This is a genomic window from Acanthopleuribacter pedis (assembly GCF_017377855.1).
GTDB classification, from domain to species: domain Bacteria; phylum Acidobacteriota; class Holophagae; order Acanthopleuribacterales; family Acanthopleuribacteraceae; genus Acanthopleuribacter; species Acanthopleuribacter pedis.
The window spans coordinates 1-23,595 of sequence record NZ_JAFREP010000049.1; the positions used below are offsets into that span (position 1 = coordinate 1).

Consider the following 23,595-nt stretch of genomic DNA (forward strand, 5'->3'; position numbering starts at 1 on the left):
CCCACCCCCCGCCGGGGCCGCCGCCCCACCCCCGGGTGCCGCCGCGCCGCCACCGGCGGCAGCCGCGCCCCCGCCGCCGGGTGCCGCACCGGCCGCCGCCCCACCGCCGCATGCGGCGTACCAATACCAGCCGCCGCCGGGGCCGGCGATACCCGACCTGGGCGGCAACATCGATTTGTTGATGGACATCGAGTTGCCGGTCATCATTCGCATCGGGCGCACGGAGCTGCTGCTCCAGGATATTCTCAAGCTCACCCCTGGCTCCATTATTGAATTGAACAAAGCGATGGACGACCCCATCGACATGTTGGTGAACAACAAGTTGGTCGCGCGGGGTGAGGTGGTCGTGGTTGACGGTAACTTCGCGTTCAGGATTACCGAGATCGTTTCGCCCCAGGCGCGGATCCGCAGCCTGGGATAGGTTGATGACGCCGTGTCCCGTCGCGGATGAAGCCGTCGCTTCGAAGGCCTTTGCGTGCAACATTGCGCCGAACCTGTTATTTCTCAGGATAAGAGCAGGATGGGCGATTGGTGTGGGGTGTTTGTCCCGCTTGGGTGCGCCTCGGGTGAAGCGCGGTTGCCCTCCGGCTTTGCCAAGGCCATGGCGGACAGGGGATGGGTGCGGTGCAATCGAAGCGACGGCTTCATCCGCGGCTGGAAAAGGGAAGAAGAGGGTCGCAACGCCGATCCGCAATATCCCTGGCGGAAACCATGCTACATGGGCGGCAACGTTGATCCGCATCCAAGGCGGGAAGGGGAAAAAGTGGGTTGCAACCCCGATCCGCATCCATTACAGCGAACTAGCCCGCATCTCTCAAAAGGAATTCTGCTACGGGGCAACCCATGCGATTACAAGGGGGCGGCCTTCCGCCTTACTCGGTCGAGCCGCCTTCGCCGTAGCATTGCTACGCCGAATGGTCGGACCCCTGTGCCGTCTCTCGGTCGTAATCTTCGTACTCACAAGGCTTTCAGTTTCTCGCGACGAATCCTTGTGAGAGATGCGGGCTAGGCCGCGGTAATCGCGAAGGTTCCCACCAACAGGACGATCCCAAAAATCGTGCTGAGGATCGGCAGGAAAAACAAAAACAAAAAGCCGCCGCGGCGACCGTGGCATTGGGTCACAATGTAAAGCAACACCAGCACCCATGAAACCATATTGGCCACCATGCCGATCATCCAGCCCAGATACGCGGTGAAACCTACAAACAGCCCCACCAGCATCAGCATGCCCCAAAAGAAACGATCCTGCAGCGTGATCGCGATGATGTAGAAATAAAAACACATGTAAATCAATTGACACAGAAAACCCATCACCGCCACGAAGATGAACACAATCAGAAACAGTTTGGATTGGAAGGCTTGATCGAGCTTATCAATCATCCATTGTTGATCGTCCGGCAACTGCTGTAGCACCTCACGCAGTTCCGTGGGGAGGCCGCCTTCCGCCGTGCCGCCCGCGCCTTGTCCTTGCTCCGGCTCGGGGGCGACTACCTTGCGCAAACCCTGATAGTTCCGGCCGCGGATCTCGCGGTACTTTGAATTTTTGTTAATTGTTTCCTTGGCCGTGGTCGTCCCCTCGGCGATTTGCCGATTACGCTCTTCGGTTTTCTCCAAATCCACCTTACTCAAGGAGATTGAGGAGGGTTGGCCGCCGCCCAAGGTGAAATGGACCTCGTTGCCCTGAACCACATAATCCCCGTCAATGCCGATCACTTGGCCCGACTTCAGGATCAGGATCTTGTCGCTTGGGTTTTGGTAGGCGAATAGCAGGAGTTGGGTCGCCAAAACGGCGATGAACAGCTTGGGGAAAAGTCGGAGCATGGATCCACCTTCGCGTGGGTTTAATGAACAGCCACGCCTATTATAAAACCGGATCACTGAAATGAGGGTGATCTAGGCGGGATCCCGGCGGAAGCGCGTGTTAAACGGAAAGAGAGCCAATGGGTTCCGCGTATTTTTCCAACATGTTCATGTTGTATTCGTAGGCAATACCCGAGGTGAAATTGGTAATCACCGGAAAAGGGAACAGGTTGATGTTCTGGCATAGCCGGATATAGGTGGAGACTTTGTAATAGGCACGCGGGCCGCGCTCCGTGGCGTTGCGCAGGTAAACGCCCAGCAGTTCTTCCTGCATGTCTTGGCTGAGGTTAAACAGACCAAATTCGCGGACCATCTTGTGATTGATCCGGGCCGATCCGTCGTGGGACCGGATGATCAAATCCTCGGGATGAATTTCTCTAAACATCAAGAGACCTGCCTGTCTTAGAACCTCGGTTGGAACGTCGATCACGGTATCGCGAAGGGCTTGTCGCGGGCGCCGGGCTCATCCCTGTGCAGCATGGGGCAAAAAATCGAATACCACAGCGTTATTATTGTCAAAACGCCCCGAAAATGCAACCGGTCAGAAATATCGACGAATACGAAAGTGATTTAGGTTGATGGAAAAAATGTTGATAGAAGGGGGCTCATAAAATTTTAATGCTGGGATGGTGCTTTTTGCGAAAGGCGGGGCTCATGTTTAAATAGTGCTTGCGTGTCAGTTGGTTTTTCCCCTATATTTTTCCGGGAAAACTAGGCGACCGCCTCTCCGCGGCGGTCCGGTTCTGAGCGTGGAGGTTTACGAATGCCGTTGTACGATTACCAGTGCCCTGTTTGTGAGCATGAATTTGAGACCCTGCAAGGTATTAATGATGAACCCTTAGCGGTATGCCCCGAGTGTGGCGCGTCCGAGTTACGGAAAAAGGTTTCGGCGCCTGCCTTCACATTTAAAGGCGGTGGCTGGTACAAAGACCTTTACGGCAGTTCCGGTGGCACCAAGGCGAACTCAGACAGTTCCACCGCGCCCAGCGGCGGTGATGCCGCCAAGTCGAGCGGTGATTCAGGCGGCTCAAGCAGCAGCAGTACCACCAAGTCCGACAGCAGCGCCAAGGCCGGCTAAAAACACCGTGCCGACATCGAATCGGCCTTCAACCTAAGCATTGCGCGTTGTCGCGCTTCTTCGGTTTAATCGGTTCAAACGCATAGCCCGTTTTCCATGACAGGCTATGCGTTTTTGGTTTATGGGCTTATTCGTCGGCGACTTGGTCGGCCAAGGCCGTCAAGGCGTCCATTTCCCGGTAGAAGCCGTCGATAATGCGGTTCGGGTCCGGCACCAGCCCGGCGTCCGTTGCAATCCCCAAACGGACCTGGCCGGCGTAGCTCAGGATGCTGATGCCCATGCCGACGCGGCCCGAGCAAGGTACCCAAAACATCATGTCGCTAATTTCGCTGCCCGCAAGGTACAACGGCACCCGCGGGCCCGGCACGTTGGTCATGACGCAGGTCGTTTTGGTCCCGAAAATGTTGACGATGATTTTTTGAATGTCGGCCGGGGTCATACCGACCGCCTTCAACATGCCGAAGGCGACCACCGCTTGTTGACTCTCTTTGATGTAGTCCATGCGCTTTTTGAGTTCGAACAGCCGGTCCAGCGGGTCCTCGATGCCGATAGGCAATTCCAGGAACACCAGGCCGAATTGGTTGCCGAGTTCGTCCATCTTATCGAGGGGGCGTACGTTGACCGGTACCGCCGCGCGAAAGTTGAGGCCGTCCGTGGGTTGTTCGCGCTCCCGCAGGTAGCGACGCAAACCGCCCGCCATTGCCGCCAGCAGCACATCGTTTACCGTGCCGTTGGTGACCTTGCGAATGCGTTTGACCGTGTCCAGGGGCACCGGTTCCGACCAGGACGCTACTTTTGGCACCGCCAACTGACCGCGGAATAGGGTGTGGGGATCGGGGGATTTGAGTACCAGGCTTGCCGCCGTGGCCGCGCCTTGGGTGCCTTGCTTGGCCAAATCGAGGATGCGGCTGGGTTGGCTCAGCACGTCGATGGAATCCTGTACAAACTGCTCGGAAACCTTAAGCGTGGTGTCCCAGGCTTTGGCCGCCTGTTTGAAGAGGTTGCCGGAGCCGCTGAGGCGGGGGCGTGGTTTTTCGCAGGGTTCCAACGAGGCCTCGGCGCTTTCGGCCGTTAGCGAGATCAGTACCGAAATCAGCGCAATACCGTCGGCAATGCAGTGGTGAATGCGCATGAACAAGGCGTTGCCCTCGCCAAACCCGTCGATGATGGTGACGTGCCACAGGGGGCGTTCGAAATCCAGGGGTTTGCTGAGCAATTGGCTGCAGCGTGTTTGCAGGGCTTGTTTGTCGCCCGGCGCCGGCAGAACCTCGTAAGCCAAGTGGTTCTCTAAATCAAAATCGGGGTCTTCTTCCCAATGGGGGGTTCCGATAATCGGTGTGTCCACCACCTTCTGCCGAAAGCGCTTGTAACGGCCCAACAGCCGCTCGTTCAGGGTGCGCCGAAGCTGTTCGGGGTCGATTTTGTCGGCAAAGTGCATCACGCCGGAGACCATCATCAGATTGGCGGGCTCCTCCATGTGACGCCAAGCGGCATCGACGTTGCTCATAGATTCTTTTTGGGGTGTGGCGGACATTAAAAACTCCTCTTGTTGGATCCGTGGTGGATTGACGCGGCGACGATGGAAACAGGAGGGGACTTGGCCGCGGGGAATGGAAACGAATCAATCGAGAAATGGGTTGGCCGTCGCCTTGGCTCGGGCCGGTTGGGTTAAGAAGCGAATAAGTTGTCGGGATCGCGAAACGATTTGAATTCCAGCACGTTGCCGGCTGGATCGCGCAGAAACATAATCGCCTGTTCGCCCACTTGACCCTCGAAGCGAATTTGGGGTTCGTGGATGAAGGTGGTTTCCGCGGCGCGCAAGTGATCCGCCAATTGATGAAACCGTGCCCACGGCAAAACCGCGCCGAAGTGGGGGATCGGAATCATTTTGGTATCGACCGGATTGGCGAAGGCATCCTCGCGGGCGGGGCCGAGGTGGGCGGAAATTTGGTGGCCGAAAAAGTTGAAGTCAATCCATTTTGTATCGCGGCGGCCGATGGTGCAGCCCAGACGATTGACGTAAAAGTCCTCGGTCGCGTCGAGATCACGCACCGGAAATGCTAGGTGGAAAGGGATCTGTGACACGGTGACCTCGCGGGGGAAAAGTGCGCGCGCGGCGCGTGCTCGCATTCTATAACGATGGGGCGGGGGAGTTCAATTGTGGGTCGGCGGGTGGATGCGCTTGGTGTGTTAAGATGCCTTGTTTTGATTATGGTTTGTAAAAGTTTGTGGTGGGTGTCATGGTTTCTGGTTCGCGTTTTCGGGTTTTGATTTTCGATTTAGACGACACCTTGTTGGATACCTGGGCCCAGTTGGTTCAACCCGCCGCGCGCGAGGCTTGCCAGGCCATGGTTGCGGCCGGCCTGGCTACGGATGTGACCACCTGCTTGGGGAAGCGGGCCGCCTTGTTTCGCGAGGCGCCGCGCGCCGATCTGTATGCCTCGCTCGTGGCCTTTTTTGGCGTGGATACCGCGCGGGCCGACGGTTTGGATGAAGCGGCCCATCGACGGCGGGTTCGCGATGCCGGTTATGACGCTTACTTTAAACGCGATGTGCGCGGACCCTTGCGACCCTTCGACGGGGTGTATGAACTCTTAGAGGCCTTGCAGGCCGAGCATCGGCTGCATTTGGTGACTTCCGGGTCGCCGCCGACCCAGCAACGCAAAATCGAGTTGTTGGCGTTGGCGGGCTATTTTCACGGCATCCATTTGGTGGATTCGCCCGCGGGTCAAAAGAAGGAAAGCGCGCTGACCGCGATTCGCGCGACCTATGCGCATGTGGAGGCCCATCATTTTTTATGCGTTGGGGATCGGGTGGATCGCGAGATTCGCGCCGCCAACCAACTGGGGATGGTGTCCTGTCGCATCCGCTACGGTGAATTTGCGCACCTGGATGCCCGTGATGCGTTCGAGGAACCGCACTATGAATTGAGCGAGGTAATCGCGCTGCGTGAGGTGCTGATCCAACGGTCGTGATCGTTGGAAGGGTTGATGGGCTTTGGGTTGCAGTGGTTTCTCAGGATACTCGGATGATAAGAGGATGCGGCCTCGCTTATGAGCCCTCGTTAACCACTTCCCGACGCGGATGGAGCCGTCACTTCGAATGGTTTATATTGACGTGGGTAAAGCCCGATCACCCAAAAAATGACAGTGACCCCGCGGTCTGGACCCTCGAAGTGACGGGTTTATCCAAGTCGGGAAAGGGTTGAATAGGGTGCAGCAGTGGGGCCGCATCCTCTAAACATCCGCATATCCTGAGAAATAAAGGAACCCAAGCCATGTCCCACGGGCACCCCCACCTATCCACCCCAGCCGAAATGCGGGCTGGCGTCGCCTCGCGTTTCCTGATATTTTGAGGCCGTTTGTCGCGCGAGGAGGGACGGCCATGAACCCGGTGTCGGAGCGAAGCGAAAGTTTATCCGTGGACCAAGTCAGTGTTCTGCTGCGCCGCGCCACCCTGGCGTCGGTGACGGTGGCCTCCCTGTTAATTGTGGTGAAAAGCGCCGCGTGGGTGAATACCGGATCGGTCAGCGTCTTGTCCTCGCTTGTGGATTCGCTGTTGGATTCGCTCGCCTCGTTCATAAATTTTTTTGCCGTGCGCTTCGCTCTCAAACCCGCCGATCACCAACACCGGTTCGGGCACGGGAAATGGGAAGCCGTCGCCGCCATGGGCCAAGCGCTGGTGATCGCCGCTTCCGCCGCCTTTTTGGGTTATGAGTCGGTGCAGCGGTTCGTGGATCCGCAACCTATTCAGCAGGGCGAACTGGGCATTGCCGTGATGGTGTTTTCGATTGGGATTACCCTCGTGCTGGTGTTGTACCAGCGGCATGTTGTGAAAAAAACCCGTTCCCTGGCGATTGACTCCGATCAGTTGCACTACACCGGCGACATTTTGATGAACCTCGCCATTATTGTGTCGCTGATTTGCGCCGATTTCCTGCAATGGACCTGGGCCGACCCCTTGTTTGGCTTATTGATCGCCGGCTACATTCTCAACGCCGCGCGCCAAATTTTGTCCGGCGCCATGGATATGCTGTTGGATCGGGAGTTGCCAGGCGAGATTCGGCGCGATATCTTTCTGCGCGCACGCGGTGTGGAAGGGGTTCGCGGTGTACACGATCTGCGTACCCGGCGCAGCGGTGTTCACTATTTGGCCCAAATGCACGTGGAACTGGATCCGACCCTCAACCTCTACGACGCCCATTTGATTGGGGAAGCGGTGGAGCGGACCATCCAAGCTGTTTATCCCCAGATGGAAATTCTGATCCATCTCGATCCCGAGGGGTATCAGGAAGCGCAGGACGGCTTCGACAAAGCGCTCGAATCGGGGAAGATTCCTTGATGCCCAACGGTTTGCGGGGATCGCGAAAATTTTGTGAAAAAAGCGGTTGACCCCTCTCGGAAAAGCCAATACAATCACCGCTTGAATGTGAACGGCTCAGCGGAGGAATGGCTGAGTGGTCGAAAGCGGCGGTCTTGAAAACCGTTGACCTCATGGGTCCGTGGGTTCGAATCCTACTTCCTCCGCCATTCACGTTCTTTCACAAATTAGGTTGGAGAGATGCCGGAGTGGCCGAACGGGGCTGCCTGCTAAGCAGTTGTCCTGGCAACGGGACCAAGGGTTCGAATCCCTTTCTCTCCGCCACCTTATCGGTTTTGTCGTTAGCCGCCTAGTGCGGCTTTTTTAATTTCTGCTTTCATCCCGTTAGCCAACGGAGCCCGACATGCAAACCGAACCCGATAAGCACGATTCCGACGCCGTCCCCCACTTTTGGGCCGACTTGCGCCAGGTGCTTCGGGGTAAGTCCCGTGACTATACAAAAGGCCCGATTACCCGCTCGATTATCCTGCTCGCCATTCCCATGGTGCTGGAAATGATCATGGAATCGCTGTTCACCATCGCCGACGTCTACTTCGTGGCGCAACTGGGTTCCGAGCACGTCGCCGTGCTGGGGATTACCGAATCGGTGATGGTCTCGGTGTTTGCCGTGGGCATCGGGCTGTCGCTGGCGACCACCGCGATTGTGGCGCGGCGGGTCGGTGAAAAAAACGCCGAGGCGGCACGTAAATCGGCCACCCAGGCCGTCTTCCTATCGCTCCTGATGTCGTTGCCGATTGCCGCGCTCGGCCTGCTGTTTGGCAAAGAAATCCTGATGTTGATGGGCGCCTCGCCGGAAACCGCCGAGTTGGGCACGCCCTACATCACCATCATGCTCAGCACCAACGTGATTCTGTTGCTGCTGTTCGTGAACAACGCAATTTTCCGCGGGGCCGGCGACGCCGTTCTCTCGATGAAGGTGCTCTGGCTGGCCAACTTCATTAATATTGTGCTCGACCCGCTGTTTATTTTCGGCTGGGGCCCGTTTCCCGAGATGGGTTTGACCGGGGCCGCCGTGGCGACCTGCACCGGGCGCGGCATTGGTGTTCTTTTTCAGCTGGTGATCCTGTACCGAGGCAGCGGTCTGATTCGCCTACGCGACAGCAAAATCAGGTTGGATATCCCGCTGTTATCGCGCATTTTCCGGCTTTCCCTGGGCGGCATCATGCAGTGGTTTGTGGCCACGTCAAGCTGGACGCTGCTGGTGCGCGTGATGGCCATGTTCGGCGAGAACGCCGTCGCCGGTTACACCATCGGCGTGCGTCTGGTGGTCTTTGCGCTGCTGCCCGCTTGGGGGCTTAGCAATGCCGCCGCGACCCTGGTCGGCCAAAACCTCGGCGCGGGTAACCCGAAACGCGCGGGCATTTGTGTGTGGCGCAGTGCCTTGCTCAACATGGCGTTTTTGGGCAGTGTCGCCGTCGTGTTCATCGTGTGGGCTGAACCGATTGTCGCCTTGTTTAAACCCGAGCCCGAGGTGGCGTTGGTGGCGGCTGATTGCCTGCGCATCGTCAGCTACAGCAACCTTGGTTTGGCCGTTGGTTTGGTGGTGGTGCAGGCGTTTAACGGTGCGGGCGACACGCGCACACCGACCTCGGTCAACCTGCTGTGTTACTGGCTTTTCCAAATCCCGGTCGCCTACCTGCTGGCCAAAACCTTCGAGCTGGGGCCACGCGGCGTCTTCATCGCCATCGCCCTATCCGAAACCATGCTGGGCCTCCTCGGCGCCTATTTGTTCAGGCTAGGTCGCTGGAAAGACCGTCAGGTTTAACCCGCCTTTTTCGCAAGGAGTTCTGCTACGGGGCAACCCATGCGATTACGAGGGGGCGATCTTTTCTCTTTTCTCGGGTGATGTGACGCGAGAGCGTGCTTGTTGTGCGCGGGCCGGCGTTGGGTACTTTTCTGAACCGGCGCCTTACTATCCGACGTTCAATTGGCTCATGCCGAGGCCAAACCCCGCGGCAGAAACACGGATCGGCCCGCATGCATGGCAAAATGCCCCGCATGCGGGCCTGGGTGTCACCACTTGGGCGGATGAGACCTACCGGTGTGCTTTAATGCGCAGGTCCTCTGCAAGCGAACCGAACTCATTCGACCAGGTGAAACCCTTCACAACCGCTTCGTAATCACGGTCGTTGTGGTTATTCAGCCACCATTCGAAGCCGCCGCAGTCCGGTTCCCGCAGGAGCAAAGCGTGGTAGGTGTTGCCGACGAAGCGATCAAAGCTCGGGTTGATGAATCGAGGGTGACGGATGATGTCAAGGGCGACCTCTTCCATGGTCATGTCCTGAGTTACCAGACGGAACCAGTAATCAGAAAGACTTGGGCCGAACACCATCCCCCAGGAGGCTTCCATCATGTTGGCAATCATGGTGGTGACTGCTGGGTCTTTCAGGTAACCCAGTGCGGGGTCGCCGGGCTCGTAACAGGTTTCGCCGTCGTGTGGATTGATTAAGTAATAAGGAGGAGGATCCACGGCAAGGGCTGTACCGAAGAAGCTTAATAGTGCGAGGGTCATCAATGCCTTTTTCATAAAAAATCTCCTAATCGTGTGGGTAAAAAATAGGGGCCCAATGAGGCGAATCGAATGTGCGTGATCGCCTCGAATGCACGGGGGGTTACGCATGTCGCGAGCCCCTCGTTCGGGTTCGTCGCCATCTTAGGGCGGGCCCGCGCCGCCAACCATGGAGATGTGACGGTGCAAAACACCAGGGACAAAAGGGGTCTGTTACCCCAACATGGTTTGACAAGCTGCTATAATTCCCCGCCTTACCGACCGCGTTTTGATGCGGTGCATGTGAGGGGCGTGTTTTGGTGCCACAAGAATTTCGAGAAACAGGACAGCGGGCTTACCATCTGGCCGCCTATTTAACGGGATCGCCCGGCGAAGCCTGGTCCATTGTGGAAGACGCTTTTTTGCTGGTGTTTCTCACCGAGGGTAATGTTGTCCAACGGGAAAGCAGCACCCCCCGTAAAACCGTGTTCACCAAAGCCGATCACCTTGTTCAGTATTTTGTGATGGACTTTTTTGAGCGTTATCAGGTTGAGGTCGATCCGCGTGCCCATTCCCGAAGGCGCCAAATCAAGCGCTATATCAATTACCTGTTGGTGCTGACCATGCCCCATACCGCCTTTCACGTGGGCGTGGGCGTGATGCGCCTGCTTTTTACCTACTCGAATCGCTGGGTCTTGGCGGTCCATGAGGCGCAAAGTCCTGATGCGACGAAGGATGAAGCGGAGTGCTCTCGTGCCAAAAGCCGCTGGTTCAAAGCGCTTGAGCACCACTTCGAGGGTCAACTAAAAGCCGCGACCGGTGCCAAAGGCGAGAAGCGTTTTGAGCCGATGGCCGAGCCGGCCCGCCTGCGTGATTTTGTGAATGAGGTGTTGACCCACTTGGCGCCCTGGCAGGCGGATCAGTTGGCGGCCGATAGGGAATTGGCGCTGATTTACGAACTCATTGAACCCAAGGCCTTCCGCGCGTTGACTGCCAAGGCGCTTCCCCACGAGGAAACCCCGGCCTTGCGCTTGCCCGAGATGGGAGGAAGCATGGAAGCGGACAGAAACGATGACGGCAGCGGTGGATCAACCGATCTCGAAGCCGGGATGACCACTTTTTACCAACGCCTGAATAAATTGCGGGGTTTAAAAAAGAAACAACCCCCACGTGCCTTCGTGCTCAAGTTAGATGGGAAGGAGCAGGCGCGGGTGAGTGTGCTCGGTGAATTGACCTTGCCCCTGGGTGCCGACGCCCGCGTTTTCGAACTTTGGGCGGAATTGGCAGGGGAGGCGGTGCCCCTGGCTTATAGCCTGTTGCCCGGCGCCGGCTCCGAGGAACCTTTTTGCGAAACCATCCACCTGGAAGGTGGCCAAACGCTTTGCCTCACCACCATTTACGATGCTTCGCCTAGGATCCACTTGGCTTATTTTGCGGAACCGGTTGCTGCGCCTGTTGTCGCGGACGACCTTCCTTGGTGGCGCCGCCGCGTGAGCCTGTCTTGGTGGGCACCGCTTGCCGGATTTGCCATGCTGTTTCCGGCTTTGTTGCTCGTGCCGATGTTTCGCCCTTTGTCGATCAAGCGTTCCGCCGACGTCCCACCACAACACCAGCCGCGGCCCGGCATGGAACCCCACAACCTGGCCATGGCCGAGGTTTTGTTTCAGCGCGCCCAGGCACTTGCCGAGGCAGGCGATCATCAAGCCGCGCTTGAAGATTTGGAAGCAGCCCGTCGGTTGGCCCCGCGTCATCTTGGGGTTTTGGCATTGCTTTCAACCTTGCTCAAAGAAACCGGTGAACTGGAAAAGAGTCGATTTTACGACGAGGTGCGCCGCCAACTTGCGGAAGAGTGAGCGCGCGTTTCTTAGGTTTAATTTTGTTTCTCATATTTTGGATGACCCAGGTTGGGACTGATTTGGCTGCTTTCGGTTGACGGCGTTTCACCGTGGCAATCCGTTTTTTTATTTGGATGGGCCGGCGATTTTTCACCACTTTGATTCGTATCGCGGGCGTTCACAGGGGGGGCTGTCTGTCGATCTTGTCCTGCTGCCGGCATGCCTGAGCGGTCAGGTTGATGTCTTGTGAGGTTTTTGCTAAAGTTTCGGGCCGGTTGGTTTGTAGCTTATTTTCGCGATGTTTGTTCTTTTTGTGTGAAGTAAATTTTATGTGAAGATGGTGGTGTTTGTGATCTGTGGTTCTATTTTCGGTGGGCCGCGTAGATGCGGTGGTTCTTTGGTTCGCTTCAGTATCGGGCTCGCAATGATCGCAGGGTTTTCACTAGCTTGGGCCGATGACCGGTCGCTCGCTGAATCCCTTTATTGTCAGGCGTTGTATCGCGGCAAAACACCTTTGGCCGAGGCTTCCGCGGCATCGCAATGGGCTTCGACCATGCGCCACCCAACCCAGGCATCTCACCGGCAGGCTCTTTTAGAACACGCCCATGTCATCCAGCATCAACGGGCGCCCCGCGGCGAAGCCTACCTGCACACGCTGGTTCGTCTCGCTTGGTTCCATGTTGAACAAGCGCAAACCGCCGAGGCGCGTTTTTTTGCCGAGGAGGCCTTGGTTTTACTTGCCGATTTGCCCGAGCTTCCCGCCAATGCCGCCGATCCGTTTTCGGTTTTGGGTAAGGCCGCCATGCGGCACGGACGTTTGGCCGCGGCCGAGCATTACTTCCAGGCTGCTTACCAATTGGCCCAAGATCAGGGGCAAACCGAGACCGTCGCCCATTGCCTCACCGATCTTGGTGTGCTGGCGCTCAATCAAGACCGTTATGCCTTCGCGCAACAAACCCTGCGTTCCGCTTTGGCGGCGTTACCGCCCGAACCCACGCCCCGTCGTTCGCGTGGCCGAGCTATAACTGGTTTGGGTCATGCCGCCTTTGGTTTGGGTGATCTAATTACCGCCACCGAACAATTCCATCGCGCCAAGATCTACTTTGAAGAGCACGGCCTCACCGAGGGGCGTTTTTATTTGGGGGTGCTTAACAACTTGGGCATCGTCGCCCGCAACAGCGGGGAATGGGATGAAGCCGAGGATTATTTCAGCAGGGTTTTAAAGCGTGCGACCCAAAGCTTCGGCCCTGAAAGTCGTTTGGTGGTGCTGTCCTTGTTGAATCTGAGTATGGTTGAGAAGGAGCGTGGCGCCCTGGCGCAAGCGGTTGTCTATTTGGAGCGCGCCCTCTCCCTTGAAGAACACCGCAACCAGCATCGCACCGTGACCATCTTAAACAGTTTGGCCCGTATCGCCATGGATCAGCGGCGTTACGATCAGGCGGAAGTCTATTTAAACCGGGCAAGCAAAGGGTTGGAAGGCGGGTCGCCTGCATCGATTAACCGGGTGATGATCACCAATAGTATGGCGCGGCTCGCCGCGGCGCGGGGTGACCATCAACGGGCCAAAGACCTTTTGGAACAGTCTCTTGAGGTGGTGATCAGCCACTTTCCCGACGGGAAATGGACCGAGGAGACCTTGCTGTTTTTGAGCCAGGTTTGTGCGAAGCTGGGCCTAGAGTTGGAGGCCTCGGCTTATTTGGAACGGTCCGCCCTGCATTTGGAAGGCCAAATTGATCGGGTAAGTCGCTTGCCCCAAACGCGCGGCAACTTCATGGTAAAGATGCAGCACACGCATCGCACCTTGGTGGCGGTTGCCTTCGACCTGGGTCAACCAGAGCAGGCTTTTGATCTGTTGGAACGGTTTCGTACCGTCGGCATGTGTCGGCTACTCGCCAAGCGCGCGGCGGAACAAGATCAAACCGCTTCGAAGGCGGACCCGACCGTGGTTCAACTGAACCGGCGTTACGAAGCAACGCGCCAATGGGCGGTCGACCACCCCGAATATGCCGAGCAAACCCGTCGTCGCCAGATCCGGCTGCAGGCTGCCAAAAAGGCGCGGCGTCTTGCACAGGCGAAAGGGGAGGTTGACGTCGCCAAACCCTTCGTACCTCGGTTAGAGGATGTGCAAGCCGAGTTAGCGCCGGGAACCTTGTTGCTTTCCTATTGTGTGCTCGAGGATGCCACGTTATTGTTCCTGGTTCGTCGTGATCGCTTTGATGCCTTGCGGCTGCCCGTGGGTCGTTCCGAGCTGCAACAACACATGCAAGCCTTGCAAAATTTGCTGGATGAGGTGGAGCCCAATCGGATCGGTGCCGACCACGAGGCGCGACTTCGTGCCGTTTCCCGCCGCGTGTTTCAGGATCTCATTGCGCCCGCGCGGACCTGGGTTCAGGCCGCCGACCGTTTGGTTTTTCTCCCGGATACTCCGCTGGGTCGGCTGACCTGGGGACTTTTGGTGGGTCCCCTGGCGGATTCTGGACCGGAGGACTATTTGATCGCGTGGAAACCGATCACGACCTCGGGCTCCGCCGCGGTTTATGGGTTCTTAAAGCGCCGTCCCAAAGGTGGCACGGGTCGTGTGGCTGCATTTGGCGATCCTGTGTACCATCAATCAACCGCCGCGGCGAGTCCGACCTGGTCTGCTTGGCTTCGCGCCCAACGTTTGGGTGGGGAGGATCTGCAGCGCTTACCTTTTAGTGCGGCCGAGGTCGGCGCAGTCGGCGAACGTTTCGGCGATCAGGCCCGGCTCTTCTTACGTGAGCGGGCCACCGAGGATGCCTGCAAGGCATTGCGGGGTGATTGGCGTGTGATTCACCTCGCCTGTCACGGGGTTTTGGACCCGCGGTTCCCGTTTGACTCTGCTTTGATCTTTTCGACCGACCCCGCCGTCGTTGCCACCGGTGAAGAAAACGGGATTTTGCGCGCTTGGGAAGTGATGGAAGAGATGCGGTTTCGGTCGGATCTCGCCGTGCTGTCCGCGTGTCAGAGCGGTTTGGGTCGCGACGGTGCCGGTGAAGGGTTACAGGGTTTGGCCGGCGCATTTCACATTGCCGGTGCGCGCGCGGTACTGGCCGCCCATTGGCGGATTTCCGATGCCTCGACCCACCTCCTGATGCAGCGTTTTTACCATTATTTGGGGCGCGTGGAGGGCACAGCCGAGGCCCTGCGCCGCGCCCAACTTGATTTGCGCCACGGCAAAAAACGGGGGTGGCAGTCCTGGTTGGGTCTTAGCGAGGACACCGCCCATCCTTACCACTGGGCCGCATTCCAGTTGGTCGGCCCTTGGGATTAATCTCCGCTGTCGGTGCCGTGATGGTCGCTCGTTTCATGGCTACCGCCGCGGATTTTTCGGGTATCCCTGGGCGGTATCATGCAGTGGTTTGTGGTCACACCGGGTCGGACCTTACTGGTGCGGGAGGTGGTCGCGGTTTGAGAAAATGCGGGCTTGGTCGCTGGAAGGACCGTCAGCTTTAGCTCGCACGTCAGCGAGATGTGCCCTGACCTGGGAGCCTGTCAAGGCCCGAGTCGGATCGGCTTTCAACGCATCATAAGCCGGCCCGACCTCGGTAAGGAGCCAGGTGTCCAAGGCTGCTTGCTTTTTGCCCTGCTTTTTTGTGTGTTGCATGGTGAACCTCGGTTTTACCTGGTTTTGATTTTATCCAAAACCGACAGCACTTCGCTTAGGTTTCTGCATTGTTTTCCGCTTTCTTCTGTTTGAAGATTGCGCATTGGGTGGGTGGGCCGTGTTCCTCGTGGACTTCGCCGATGTCCTGGTAACGCACGCTGTAGCCGAATTGGTCCGCGACTTTTTGTGCCCAGTTTTGGAACTCGGCGCGGGTCCATTCGAAACGGTGATCGCCGTGGCGGAACTTGCCCGCGGGTAAGTCCTCGAAGGTGGCGTTGAATTCCGCGTTGGGCGTGGTCACCACCACCAGGCCGGGGGCCAAGGCGCCGAAGACGTTGCGGGCCAACAGGCCGAGGCGCTCGGGATCGACGTGTTCGATCACTTCAACCAAACAGGCCGCGTCGAAACCCGCCAAGCGTTGGTCGCTGTAGGCCAAACTGCCGTGTACCAGTTCGATGCGCTCGCGCACCCGTTCGCCCAGGTGGTCCAACTTCAGCCGGCGTGCCGCCACTTCCAAGATACGGTGGCTGACGTCCATGCCGACGATGCGCGCGAATCGCGGATGGGTCAGTAGCTTTTTCAGTAACTTGCCTTCGCCGCAGCCCAAGTCCACCACCGAACGCACCTGTTCCTGCTCCAGAATGGAGACCACTGTATTTAAGCGAATACTGTTCAGGCTCAGCGGTTTTTCAATCGCCGTTTCCACCTGTTGGCTTTCGGGGAGGTCTTGCGGCGCCGACTCATCTTGAAACAGTTGCTCAATCGCGACCGTGGCCAGTGCTTGGCGGTTGACCATGTAGCGCCGCGTGATGGTTTCGCGATGCGGGTGTTCCGCCAGCCAACCCTCGCCGTGGTTGATCAACTTCTCGATTTCGGCCGGGCCGATATAATAATGTTTCTCGCGGTCCAAAGCGGGGATCAGCACGTAGAGATGGCTCAACGCTTGGTGCAAAGGCAGGGTAACGCTTAGGGTGACCGTGAAAATCGCGGCCTTGCCCCAGTTCGGGAACTTGGGGTCGAGCAGATGCGCTTCCGCTTCAACCGTATAACCCAAGGGTTCGAACAGATCGCGCAGCACTTTTTCGCCGCCGCGTACCGGCAACGCCGGCAGATGAAAGCTCAGCGGGATCGCTTGTTTGGCCAACTCAGGCCGTTTGTTGCAATTGCCGGACAGCGCCGTGCCGAACACCTTGGAAATGGCCGTACTCAAAAACGAGGAGGCCACGTAAGGGCGGTCGTTGACGTAATGGCCCAGCGTTCGTGAGGTGCCGGGTGGCGCTTTGTAGGAACGCACCAGCTTGATGGGATCGATGTCGAGCAGCAGCGCCGCCGTGCAGCGTTCCGCGCTGCTTTCTGGATAAAACACATGGGCCGTGCCGTGGCTCAATTCAAACGACTGCACATGGTCAGGGTGCTTGTGCAGCAAAAAACCGAGATCCTGTGCCGGTTGGTGGGTGGTGGTAATCGTCATTAACATATAAAAAACCTCGTAAAAAAACACATAGTTGAGGAAGCCAAGGCGAGAAAGTCACCTTGAACATGGGGGTTACAATCTTGGATCGATCGGTTCGGTTTCCAATGCCGCGATAGCTGTGACGCATTCGTGGACCTGGCTGATGCTGTCGCCCGCCGCGAACCGCGCCAAAGCTTCCAGACCGAGCAGGTACTCGCGAACCGCGTTGCGGCGTTTGTGGTTCAGGCCGCGTGAACGCAATCGCTCCAGTTGGGCCGGCTCCGTGTAGTCGGGTCCATAGATGATGCGCAGGTAATCGCGACCGCGGCATTTCACCGCCGGCAAGATAATGCGGTTGTCCTTGCCGTAGGGCACAAAGGCGATGGGTTTGACCACCATGCCTTCGCCGCCTGCCTCGGTCATGTCCAGCCACCATTGGGTGACGCGGCTTTCCGCTTCGGCGTCGTCCAGCATCAAGCGCCGGTAACGGGTGGCCTGGATCAGCTCGGGATCGGCCGCCGCCAAGGCCTCGGCCTGTTGCATGTGCCACAGGTGATCCTTGTCGTAATGGGCTTTGCCTTCGCCGGCCAGGATGTGGAACGGGGCCAGACGCAAACCTTGTAAGCCGTCCGTTTCCCAGCAATAGTGACCGTAGGCGCGCCGGTAAAGGGCCAAGTTGGTTTCGCGATGGCGCCAGGCCGCCAGTTGGGGCGCCACATCGATGCCGCGGCCCTGTGCTTGTTCCAGGACGGCAAGCGTCGCCGGGATTGCCGCCGAGGCCGCCGCGCCGACGCGGGCGTATTGCTGTTGCAGCAGATCCAGACCTTTGGCCGACCAGGGCATCAGCTCGCAGTCCAGCGTGAGCCATTCCGTCTCCAGCGAATCCCACAGGCCCGCCTTGCCGACCGCCGTCACCAAGCGGGTGAGGAAGGCCTGCTCCAGATCGCGGTCTGTGAAGAAACGGCGCCCCGAGCGGGTGTAAACGATGCCGATTGCGTCGTCTTCCGTGCCGAACCGTTGCCGCGCGACCTCGGCCGATTGGCACAGTTGCACCACGGCGCGCGAACCCATGTGTTTCTCTTGGCAAATCACCTCGCTGATTTCCATGCGTCGGAAGGTGGCAAAAGCTTCTTCCGGGTGTTCCAGGTAACCCGCGCGTTTGCTCGTTTCGGTCGGCGCCATGGTGGCGGGCAGGTAGGTCAGCCAGCGGGGATCGACGGCAAAGCGGCTGATCACTTCCATCGCGGCCATGCCGAATTCCTCGCGAATCACGACCTGGCGGTCAAAGCGCGTGTTGACGATGCGTTTGCCGCGCACGTCTTCGATGCGGAAGGGTTCGTCGCCGGGCCGTTCCGCCCGTTCTTCCGCCATGGGTTTGGCCGGTTCGTAGTACATCTTGGCGGCGGGTACCGCGACCAGTTCCCGTTCCGGCCAGCGCAGCGCGGTTAACTTGCCGCCGAACACGCAGCCGGTATCCAAACAAATCGTGCGGTTGACCCAGGTCGCGTTGGGGACCGGGGTGTGGCCGTAAACCACCGCGGCTTTGCCGCGGTATTCCGCGGCCCAATCGTAGCGAACCGGCAGGCCGTAGCTGTCGGTTTCACCGGTGGTTTCGCCATAAAGCGCAAAGGAGCGCACGACGCCCGAGGCGCGGCCCGCGTAGCTTTCTTTCATCCCGGCGTGGGCGACAATTAAGCGGCCTTCGTCGAGGATCATGTGGCTGACCAGGCCGTTGATAAAGGTACGCACCCGTTCGCGGAAGGCGGGCGTTTCCGTTTCCAGTTGTTCAATGGTTGCCGCCAAGCCGTGGCTAGGCTTGATTTTTTTACGGCCACCGAGCCAACGTTCCAATTTGTTTTCGTGGTTGCCGGGGACACACAAGGCGACGCCTGCTTCGACCATGTCCATCGCCAGCCGCAAGACACGGTTGCTGGCGGGCCCGCGGTCGACCAAATCGCCGAGAAAAACCACACGGCGCCCTTGCGGTGCGTCCACGATGAAACGGGTTTCGCCCTCGTGGGGTTCCTCGCGCACGCGGTAACCCAATTTGGCCAAGAGCAACAGGGTTTCGTCGAAACAGCCGTGGATGTCGCCGATCAAGTCGAAGGGTCCGCGTTCGTCGCGTCGGTCCGGCCACATGGGGGTCGGCACGATTTCAGCTTCGGCCGCTTTTTCCGGGGTGTCGAGGCGGTAAACGTGGTGCAAGCCCTCTTTTTTGAGGTGTTTGATCGAACGGCGCATGTCGCGGTGTTGGCCGCGAACCACGTGCGGGCCGAAGTTGCGGTCGGGTCGCGAGGCGTTGCGTTCGTGACACACCGCTTCCGGGGTTTCCAGCACAATCGCCACCACGCGGGCGTGGTAATCGCGCGCCAGTTTGATCAGGCTCGCGCGGGCGTCGCGCTGCACATTGGTGGCGTCAATCACGGCGCGTTTGCCGCGTTTCAGGCGTTTGCCCGCCCAATAATGGACCAAATCAAAGGCATCACTGCTTGCTTCCAAACTGTTTTCATCGTCGCAAACCATGCCGCGACAGCGGTCGGAAGAAATAACCTCGGTCGGCAGGAAATGGCGCGCGGCGAAGGTTGATTTGCCGCTGCCGGAGGGACCGACCAAAAGAACAAGGGATAAATCGGGTATCGATATTTTCATTGAATACTCCTAAACCAGCGCTGTTCACCGAGGGGTAAACCGCGTCCCCGCGCGGGACTTCAAAGCCTCATATCGGCGCGGATCCCAAAATTGCTCATGATGGAGGTGGGCAACTTGGGATGGTTGAGAGCGTATTCTTTTGACGACAAAAAGTAAACAAAAAAATGTCTAAGTGACTACCCTAGCGCGCCCATGCCGAAGAAAACCTGTTTCTTCAGAAAGCGATAAACCCAGTAGTCCTCGGGAATTTCTTCGTCGGGCAGGTGGTGGGAATGGCGCGGGCTGATCGAATCGATTTCGCTGAGCGCGTCGCGGGTGCTGTAATCGACCGCGCCGTGATCGCGAATGAAGCTCGCCAATTCCTGGGGATGTTCGAGGATCACGCAGCCCTTGGTGCGGTTTTTGACAAACTGCTGGAAGCCACGCAGGTATTCACTTTCGTTGATGGTGCTGAACAGGTCGTCGCGGTTGTCCTGGACCTTGTTGGTGGCGAAGGAGAGCGGGGGACAGGGTTCGATGCTGCCCTCGGGTCCGATGTGAAAGCCCAGACCGGTGGCGGCCGGACAAAAGGCTTCGCCCTCGGCGGTCCAGTAGGTGTCGATCAGCAGGATCGGGTGTTTGCGGCGCAATTTCAGCAGGCGGCGGCGCATGTCGACGATTTGTTGTTTCTGCATGCAGTATTCGGGGTGGGGTTCTTCGCCGACGGGACGGTAGATGTAGTACCACAGGTACATGGCGCCTTTTTCGATGAACATGTTGACGTATTCGTCGGACATGACTTCTTCCATGTTTTTGCCGGTGGCGGTGGTGGCGATGCCAAAAAAGAGTTTGTGTTTTTTGAGGCGGTCGAGGCCGTCCATGATGGTTTTGAAAGTGCCTTCGCCGCGGCGCATGTCGTTTTGGTCCTGCATGCCGTCGATGCTAATCAGCGGGGTGACGTTGCCCAGGTCGCGCAGCTTTTGCACCGTCTCTTCGCTAAAGAACATGCCGTTGGTGATGACCTGGAAGTAGCAGTCGTTGTGGCGCTCGAAAATCGACATCAGGTTTTTGTGCAGGAAGGGTTCACCGCCGAGCAGGGTGTAGTAGTAAGCGTTTTGTTTTTTGCCGTTTTCGATGACGGCGTCGATGTCCTCGGGCGTCATGTGACGGGCTTTGCCGACTTTTTCGACCCAACAGCCTTGGCAGCGCAGGTTACAGGTGTTGGTGAGCGCGACGAACATAAAAGGTGGGTAGAGTTCGTCGTTTTTGAGGCGCCGTTTGTAGGAATGGATGGCCTTCATGCCTTTGAAGCCGTAGAGGTAAGCGGCCTTAAATGCCACGTTGGGGGCCAATTCGGTAGCCATGCGATAGGTGAACCGGGCGAGCATAAGCGCGTCTCCTTGTGGGGGTGCCCTATTCTAACCCGGCTTTCCTGTTTGGGGAGGGAAGGGATGCGGCGGGTTGGCGGGGCGGCTTGGTGAATATACGTGGCCGGCGATGGCTTGTTTTGATTTTAGATGGGTTGATGGGGTGGAAACCGGGTGGGGATGATGATGGTGGGTTGGCAACCGGGTGGGAATGATGGCGATCCGGGCGGAAACCGGGTGGGAATGATGGTGGTGGGTTGGCAACCGGGTGGTGATGATGGTGATCCGGGCGGAAACCGGGTGGGAATGATGGTGGCCGTGTTGGAAATCCGTTGGGAATGATGGCGATCCGGGCGGAAACTGGGTGGTGATGATGGTGGCCGTGTTGTAAATCCGTTGGGAATAATGGCAATCCGGGCGGAAACCGGGTGGTAATGATGGTGGCCGTGTTGAAAATCCGTTGGGAATAATGGCAATCCGGGCGGAAACCGGGTGGGAATGATGGTGGCCGTGTTGAAAATTCGTTGGGAATGATGGCGATCCGGGCGGAAACCGGGTGGTGATGATGGTGGCCGTGTTGAAAATCCGTTGGGAATAATGGCAATCCGGCGAACCCTAACGGGGTCGCCCACCCTCGTGCGTGGACCATTCTTGATTTTAAACGTGAGGCGGCGCCGAACAACCTTTGGTTACACCGAAGGTGTTTAGGATTTCAGCCCTGATCAAATGGTTGTGGTACAACCATTTGCTCTGGGTCCCATGGGGTTCCCGTCGTGTAGACGCTGAATGCGTCGGCCCCACAACCCGTCACCGAATCGCCCAATCATTGCCTGCCGCGGTATAACCAACCCCATTTGCTCTGGGTCCCATGGGGTTCCCGTCGTGTAGACGCTGAATGCGTCGGCCCCACAACCCATCACCGAATCGCCCAATCATTGCCGCGGCATCCATTGCGCGATCCCCGCGACGCCTGTCGTGTCGGCCCCTTCAGGGCCTTCCCGTCCGTGAACCCCCGGCACCCAGGGTACGGCCATTTTCAATGGCCGTACCCGGGGCTAATATATGGAATCCCTTCAGGATTCGTCCAGAGTGGCCGGGCGCCGCCCGGCGTTCAATCAAAGCATGGTCCATCGATTCGGTGGTGCGGCCCCCGTTGGGGCGCGCGGGGTCAGGTCTCATGCGAGCACCGCAATGACGGGGATAAGGCCCCTACAAGCAGGGCAACCATGTGGATGCGGCCCATGCGAGCAGGGCAACCACGTGGACGGGGCCCACGCAAGCAGGGTAATCACGTGGACGGGGCCCACGCAAGCAGGGCAACGATGTGAACACGGCCCACGCAAGCAGGGCAACGATGTGAACACGGCCCACGCAAGCAGGGCAACCATGTGGATGCGGCCCATGCAAGCAGGGCAACGATGTGGACGGGGCCCACGCAAGCAGGGCAACCACGTGGACGGGGCCAACGCAGGCAGGACAACGATGTGAACATGGCCAACGAAAGTAGGAGAACGACGTGGGCGCGGCCCTTTCGAGCAGGGCAATCTTCGCTACAGGGAGCAGCCGGCTTCTTCCGCTTCTTGGGGTTGGTTGCGGCACCAGGCGACCGCTTCACTTAGCAACGCCGCGGCGCGGGTGATTTCGTCCGCCGTGGTGAAGCGGCCCCAGGAAAACCGCAACGCCTCGCGTGCCTGGGCCGGGGTTTGGCCCATGGCCAGCAGGACCCGCGACGGGCCCGGCAGATGCGAACTGCATGCCGCGCCTTGGGAGACGGCCAGTTCCGGGATGCGCTTGAGCAGGCGGTCGGCCGCAATACCTGGGAAACGCAGGTTGAGGTTGTTGGCTAGGCGGGGTTCGCGCGTGCCGTTGATGAGGTAACCGCCTTCGACCTCGGCCAATTCCTGCTGTAACAACCGCCCCAACCTTGCGGCGTGTTGGTGATCTTGCGCGTGTTCGGCCTCGCACAGGGCCAGGGCTGCCGCCGTGCCGATGATGCCCGGTACATTGAGCGTGCCGGAGCGGAAACCGCGCTGGTGGCCGCCACCGTGGATTTGGGTCGCCAGGCGCACGCGCGGTTGTTTGCGGCGCACCCACAGGCCGCCGCAACCCGGCGGGCCGTAAAATTTGTGGGCCGACCAGGTCAACAGGTCGATGCCCGCCTCCTGCACATCGATGGCTGCTTTGCCCGCGAGTTGGGCCGCGTCGCAGTGAAAAAAGGCGCCGTGTTTTTTGGCGAGTCGACCGATGGCCGCGATGTCGTGGATGGTGCCGACCTCGTTGTTGGCCGCCATCAACGATACGGCCAGCGTGTCGGGGCGGAACGCCTCGGCAAGCCGGTCCATCCGCAAACGGCCCTCGCTGTCATGGGGGATGATGGTCATGTCAAAGCCTTGTTCGCCCAGGTGTTCCAAGACATCCATGACGGCGCTGTGTTCCGCGCGGCTGGAAATGAGGTGGCGTTTCTCCGAGCCGTACTGTTCGGCCAGACCTTTGAGCGCCAAGTTGTTGGCTTCCGTGGCGCCGCTGGTGAAAACCAAGCCGAGCGGGTCCGCGTTAAAGGATGCCGCCACCGCGTCGCGGGCCGCCTCAACCGCCGCGCGCACCGCATGGCCCGCCGCGTGGTTGCTCGCCGGATTGGCGAAACCTTGTTCTTGATAAGGCCGTATCGCTTCTAGGACACGCGGGTCAACCGGGGTCGTTGCTTGGTAATCGAGATAGATGGTTTCGGGGAAAGTTGGGTTGTTCATAGCCGGTCCAACGTGTTTGCCTGCCTCGGAGTTTCACGATTTCTGATCATCTCATGCTAACATCGCATCTGGTTGCCTCAATAAACCTAATGTGAACGATTCTTAAGCGGCGCACGCGCGCAATCCCCTGGGCT

At 58.5% G+C, this 23,595-nt stretch carries 16 protein-coding genes and 2 tRNA genes; 9 read left to right on the forward strand and 9 right to left on the reverse strand.

The genetic code is table 11. The annotated features are described in order from the left end of the window. Window positions 1–421 (forward strand): flagellar motor switch protein FliN (gene fliN, locus J3U88_RS31710; RefSeq protein ID WP_207863045.1); only part of this gene is annotated, 421 nt, incomplete at its 5' end. A 584-nt stretch (window positions 422–1,005) separates the two neighbouring features. Here fliN and J3U88_RS31715 read toward each other — a convergent pair. Both J3U88_RS31715 and J3U88_RS31720 read right to left on the reverse strand, forming a co-directional pair. Next, a complete protein-coding gene (locus J3U88_RS31715; RefSeq protein ID WP_207863046.1) occupies window positions 1,006–1,821 on the reverse strand; it encodes a hypothetical protein in 816 nt (271 codons plus the stop codon). A gap of 100 nt (window positions 1,822–1,921) precedes the next feature. After that, on the reverse strand, window positions 1,922–2,245 hold the full coding sequence (locus J3U88_RS31720) for a hypothetical protein (protein ID WP_207863047.1): 324 nt from the start codon (window positions 2,243–2,245) through the stop codon (window positions 1,922–1,924). 378 nt (window positions 2,246–2,623) lie between these two features. On the opposite strand from J3U88_RS31720, the gene J3U88_RS31725 reads away from it, so the two are divergent. Continuing rightward, window positions 2,624–2,938 (forward strand): FmdB family zinc ribbon protein, encoded by a 315-nt coding sequence (locus J3U88_RS31725; RefSeq protein WP_207863048.1) that lies wholly within the window; start codon window positions 2,624–2,626, stop codon window positions 2,936–2,938. Window positions 2,939–3,065: 127 nt separating this feature from the next. Here the strand turns inward: J3U88_RS31725 and J3U88_RS31730 are convergent, their stop codons facing one another. Both J3U88_RS31730 and J3U88_RS31735 read right to left on the reverse strand, forming a co-directional pair. Next, a complete protein-coding gene (locus J3U88_RS31730) occupies window positions 3,066–4,472 on the reverse strand; it encodes a WS/DGAT/MGAT family O-acyltransferase (protein ID WP_207863049.1) in 1,407 nt (468 codons plus the stop codon). 134 nt (window positions 4,473–4,606) lie between these two features. Further along, on the reverse strand, window positions 4,607–5,023 hold the full coding sequence (locus J3U88_RS31735) for a VOC family protein (RefSeq protein WP_207863050.1): 417 nt from the start codon (window positions 5,021–5,023) through the stop codon (window positions 4,607–4,609). A 155-nt stretch (window positions 5,024–5,178) separates the two neighbouring features. Between J3U88_RS31735 and J3U88_RS31740 the strand changes: the two genes are divergently transcribed. From J3U88_RS31740 to J3U88_RS31760, 5 genes are all read left to right on the forward strand, one after another. Continuing rightward, entirely contained in the window at window positions 5,179–5,913 is a 735-nt protein-coding gene (locus J3U88_RS31740; protein ID WP_207863051.1) for an HAD family hydrolase, read from the forward strand. Between the two features lie 409 nt (window positions 5,914–6,322). Beyond that, window positions 6,323–7,279, forward strand: a complete 957-nt coding sequence (locus J3U88_RS31745) for a cation diffusion facilitator family transporter (protein WP_207863052.1) — start codon at window positions 6,323–6,325, stop codon at window positions 7,277–7,279. A 101-nt stretch (window positions 7,280–7,380) separates the two neighbouring features. Beyond that, window positions 7,381–7,467: transfer RNA gene (locus J3U88_RS31750), tRNA-Ser, on the forward strand. A 25-nt stretch (window positions 7,468–7,492) separates the two neighbouring features. Continuing rightward, a tRNA-Ser gene (locus J3U88_RS31755) sits at window positions 7,493–7,582 on the forward strand. Window positions 7,583–7,661: 79 nt separating this feature from the next. Beyond that, window positions 7,662–9,083 carry an MATE family efflux transporter gene (locus J3U88_RS31760; protein ID WP_207863053.1) on the forward strand — a complete coding sequence of 474 codons (1,422 nt, stop codon included), beginning with the start codon at window positions 7,662–7,664 and terminating at the stop codon, window positions 9,081–9,083. Between the two features lie 270 nt (window positions 9,084–9,353). Here the strand turns inward: J3U88_RS31760 and J3U88_RS31765 are convergent, their stop codons facing one another. Then, on the reverse strand, window positions 9,354–9,845 hold the full coding sequence (locus J3U88_RS31765) for a DUF4214 domain-containing protein (protein WP_207863054.1): 492 nt from the start codon (window positions 9,843–9,845) through the stop codon (window positions 9,354–9,356). Between the two features lie 278 nt (window positions 9,846–10,123). Between J3U88_RS31765 and J3U88_RS31770 the strand changes: the two genes are divergently transcribed. Both J3U88_RS31770 and J3U88_RS31775 read left to right on the forward strand, forming a co-directional pair. Further along, entirely contained in the window at window positions 10,124–11,659 is a 1,536-nt protein-coding gene (locus J3U88_RS31770) for a tetratricopeptide repeat protein (RefSeq protein WP_207863055.1), read from the forward strand. A gap of 535 nt (window positions 11,660–12,194) precedes the next feature. After that, on the forward strand, window positions 12,195–14,933 hold the full coding sequence (locus J3U88_RS31775) for a CHAT domain-containing protein (protein WP_207863056.1): 2,739 nt from the start codon (window positions 12,195–12,197) through the stop codon (window positions 14,931–14,933). Between the two features lie 388 nt (window positions 14,934–15,321). Here the strand turns inward: J3U88_RS31775 and J3U88_RS31780 are convergent, their stop codons facing one another. The 4 genes from J3U88_RS31780 to J3U88_RS31795 form a co-directional block, all read right to left on the reverse strand. After that, the gene (locus J3U88_RS31780; RefSeq protein WP_207863057.1) at window positions 15,322–16,743 is read right to left on the reverse strand and encodes a 3' terminal RNA ribose 2'-O-methyltransferase Hen1; all 1,422 of its coding nucleotides are present in this window, start codon (window positions 16,741–16,743) and stop codon (window positions 15,322–15,324) included. Window positions 16,744–16,812: 69 nt separating this feature from the next. Continuing rightward, on the reverse strand, window positions 16,813–19,368 hold the full coding sequence (locus J3U88_RS31785; RefSeq protein WP_207863058.1) for a polynucleotide kinase-phosphatase: 2,556 nt from the start codon (window positions 19,366–19,368) through the stop codon (window positions 16,813–16,815). Window positions 19,369–19,544: 176 nt separating this feature from the next. After that, window positions 19,545–20,735 (reverse strand): radical SAM/SPASM domain-containing protein, encoded by a 1,191-nt coding sequence (locus J3U88_RS31790; RefSeq protein WP_207863059.1) that lies wholly within the window; start codon window positions 20,733–20,735, stop codon window positions 19,545–19,547. Window positions 20,736–22,264: 1,529 nt separating this feature from the next. Further along, entirely contained in the window at window positions 22,265–23,461 is a 1,197-nt protein-coding gene (locus J3U88_RS31795) for a cysteine desulfurase family protein (protein ID WP_207863060.1), read from the reverse strand. Window positions 23,462–23,595: the final 134 nt, after the last annotated feature.

What these genes read in the sequence shown, in the direction of transcription:
- J3U88_RS31715 (WP_207863046.1), bottom strand. Translation starts at nt 1,821, where the DNA reads ATGCTCCGACTTTTCCCCAAGCTGTTCATCGCCGTTTTGGCGACCCAA.
- J3U88_RS31720 (WP_207863047.1), bottom strand. Translation starts at nt 2,245, where the DNA reads ATGTTTAGAGAAATTCATCCCGAGGATTTGATCATCCGGTCCCACGAC.
- J3U88_RS31725 (WP_207863048.1), top strand. Translation starts at nt 2,624, where the DNA reads ATGCCGTTGTACGATTACCAGTGCCCTGTTTGTGAGCATGAATTTGAG.
- J3U88_RS31730 (WP_207863049.1), bottom strand. Translation starts at nt 4,472, where the DNA reads ATGTCCGCCACACCCCAAAAAGAATCTATGAGCAACGTCGATGCCGCT.
- J3U88_RS31740 (WP_207863051.1), top strand. Translation starts at nt 5,179, where the DNA reads ATGGTTTCTGGTTCGCGTTTTCGGGTTTTGATTTTCGATTTAGACGAC.
- J3U88_RS31745 (WP_207863052.1), top strand. Translation starts at nt 6,323, where the DNA reads ATGAACCCGGTGTCGGAGCGAAGCGAAAGTTTATCCGTGGACCAAGTC.
- J3U88_RS31760 (WP_207863053.1), top strand. Translation starts at nt 7,662, where the DNA reads ATGCAAACCGAACCCGATAAGCACGATTCCGACGCCGTCCCCCACTTT.
- J3U88_RS31765 (WP_207863054.1), bottom strand. Translation starts at nt 9,845, where the DNA reads ATGAAAAAGGCATTGATGACCCTCGCACTATTAAGCTTCTTCGGTACA.
- J3U88_RS31775 (WP_207863056.1), top strand. Translation starts at nt 12,195, where the DNA reads ATGCGCCACCCAACCCAGGCATCTCACCGGCAGGCTCTTTTAGAACAC.
- J3U88_RS31780 (WP_207863057.1), bottom strand. Translation starts at nt 16,743, where the DNA reads ATGTTAATGACGATTACCACCACCCACCAACCGGCACAGGATCTCGGT.
- J3U88_RS31785 (WP_207863058.1), bottom strand. Translation starts at nt 19,368, where the DNA reads ATGAAAATATCGATACCCGATTTATCCCTTGTTCTTTTGGTCGGTCCC.
- J3U88_RS31790 (WP_207863059.1), bottom strand. Translation starts at nt 20,735, where the DNA reads ATGCTCGCCCGGTTCACCTATCGCATGGCTACCGAATTGGCCCCCAAC.
- J3U88_RS31795 (WP_207863060.1), bottom strand. Translation starts at nt 23,461, where the DNA reads ATGAACAACCCAACTTTCCCCGAAACCATCTATCTCGATTACCAAGCA.